This window comes from Vibrio cincinnatiensis (genome assembly GCF_022113815.1).
GTDB classification, from domain to species: domain Bacteria; phylum Pseudomonadota; class Gammaproteobacteria; order Enterobacterales; family Vibrionaceae; genus Vibrio; species Vibrio cincinnatiensis_A.
Genome location: NZ_SGOM01000042.1, coordinates 1 through 2319, shown reverse-complemented (window position 1 = coordinate 2319; position 2319 = coordinate 1). Strand labels below are relative to the sequence as shown.

At 37.7% G+C, this 2319-nt stretch carries 1 protein-coding gene; it reads right to left on the bottom strand.

Features of this window, described 5'->3' with window-relative positions; genetic code table 11:
- Positions 1–1910 precede the first annotated feature (1910 nt).
- Positions 1911–2225 (bottom strand): DUF4144 domain-containing protein, encoded by a 315-nt coding sequence (locus tag EXA13_RS16430; protein ID WP_038970029.1) that lies wholly within the window; start codon positions 2223–2225, stop codon positions 1911–1913.
- Positions 2226–2319: the final 94 nt, after the last annotated feature.

Genomic DNA, 2319 nt, shown 5'->3' with positions numbered 1-2319 from the left:
TTTTTTGAGAATTGAAATTGATTCTCCACAGTTTGGGCATTTAAACATCAGAAACCTCCTTATGTTCTGATAAAATATCATATAATTTAAAAACCTTTATTAACAATAAACCACTAGACAAAGGTCATTGGGAAAGTAGCTATAACGCCGCATTAAGGGGCAGGCAACGCAAAACACTGCGCTCAAATTAACCAACCGTAACCTCAAATGCCAACCAAACCAAAACTGCCAAGCGTTGACTGTCCCTCTTAAATGCTTTGTTAGCTGTGTGATCGTTTTACATTTTTATAGGTAATTAACTGCCCCGTCATACCTATAGATGCGACGAGTACACATAGCCCGTTAAACACTGCATCATCGACATATACAGAAAAATAGAGAAGGGCCAATACACCAGTGAAGGAGAACAGAATGGGTAAAGCCTTGTCATTTATAATCTGCGCCTTGGAAAACACCTGATAGTTGTCTAGGACCAAATCAGATATTAGAAGAACTTGAGTTACAAACATTATGTTCATCAGTGGAAATAACCATGATACCCAACCCTCAGCTTCAACATACAGAAACTTAATAAAACTAATGTGAGCTAAGATTGCAAGCACCATAGTCGTGAATATTCTGGAATTATCTTGTGTTCTAGCTCTATAAGATCGACGAGACATCTTTACCAATGATTTTATCGATATCAGAAAAATGGCGAACCACATGACAAGTAGATACATAACAATGTTATTCCTATTTGATTTATATTGGAGTGGCAGGGACTGTACTCTTTCACACAGCTAACGCCGCATTAAGGGGCAAGCAACGCAAACCACTGCGCTCAAACTAACCAGCCATCACCTCAAATGCGCATCCAAACCAAAAATGCCACGCGTTGATTGTCCCGCTTAAATGCTTTGTTATGTAACTTTACTAATAATTTCAAAGCATTAAAAAATAGCATCGCCAAACACGATTTAACTTACACGAAAAGTCAGCATTGACCCAGTAGAAAAAACTCTGGTAACTACAAAAGTAACTTGATTCTGCGGATCATGACTATAGACAAGCTGAACGCAAACCCACTTTACCATTAAATGCTGAATAAAGACTCGAAGGACAAGAAGACGAAACCTAAACCAATATGAATAAAACTGGATTTACAACTTTAAAAATAACCCATTAAAACAATCAGTTAAAAGAATAAAACATGCAAAGCAGAAGCTAAACTCAAAGTAAAGAAACCATAAAAATACTTTAATTCTCAATGCATTGCGGTCTTTTTCCTACGGTTACATAACGCCGCATTAAGGGGCAAGCAACGCAAACCACTGAACTTAAACTAACCTGCCGTAACCTCAAATGCGCATCCAAACCAAAAATGCCACGCGTTGATTGTCCCTCTTAAATGCTTTGTTATGTAACTTTACTAACTATTTCAAAGCATTACCAAAAACAGCATCGCCAAACACGATTTAACTTACACGAAAAGTCAGCATTGACCCAGTAGAAAAAAACTCTGGCAATAACAAAAGCCACTTGATTCTGCGGATCATGACTATAGACAAGCTGAACGCAAACTCGCTTTACCATTAAGTTCAGAATACAGACTTGAAGAACAAGAAGACGAAAACCAAATCAAGATGAATACAACTAACTTTAAACCGTATGAATAACCAATTAAAACAATCAATTGAAAGTATCGAATATACAAAGTAGAAGCTAAATTCAAAGTAAAGAAATCATAAAAACATTTTAATTTTCAATATATTGTGGTCTTTTTCTCTACAGTTACATAACGCCGCGTTAAGGGGCGCCGGCACGCAATACAAAGTTACCGCATGACAACTTAACCACTAAACCCAACGCAAACTGAAAATGTCACGCGTGCCAAGTCCCTCTTAAACGCTTTGTTATGTTTATTTAGCCTAAGATTTCAAACAGTTAAATGCTTCAGCGACTGTTTCAAACTGAATTTTTGTCAGACAGACTTCCGCTAAACAAAACTCATGACGTTGAATCAATCTAGACGCTTCCTCTGCTGAAATCTGGATTGAGTTTCCAATCAAGTTAACTACAGAGCCATCTGAAACTATTGAATAGACAAAACCTTCAGAATCAATGACTCGATCGCTTGGACTAACGATCAAATCCACACACTCGCAGTTCAAATCAGCTTCAGAACCCAAATAAACAAGCTCATCGTCACCATCTAATTTCAGAATACAAGGCCAATTGACCATGAACTTCTCCGATAAACTAGTGTACCCCACGAAAAGTGGACACAACATAACTACACACTTTCAAACACCACTGGACTCACATAGCCCAACGCTG

What these genes read in the sequence shown, in the direction of transcription:
- EXA13_RS16430 (WP_038970029.1), bottom strand. Translation starts at nt 2,225, where the DNA reads ATGGTCAATTGGCCTTGTATTCTGAAATTAGATGGTGACGATGAGCTT.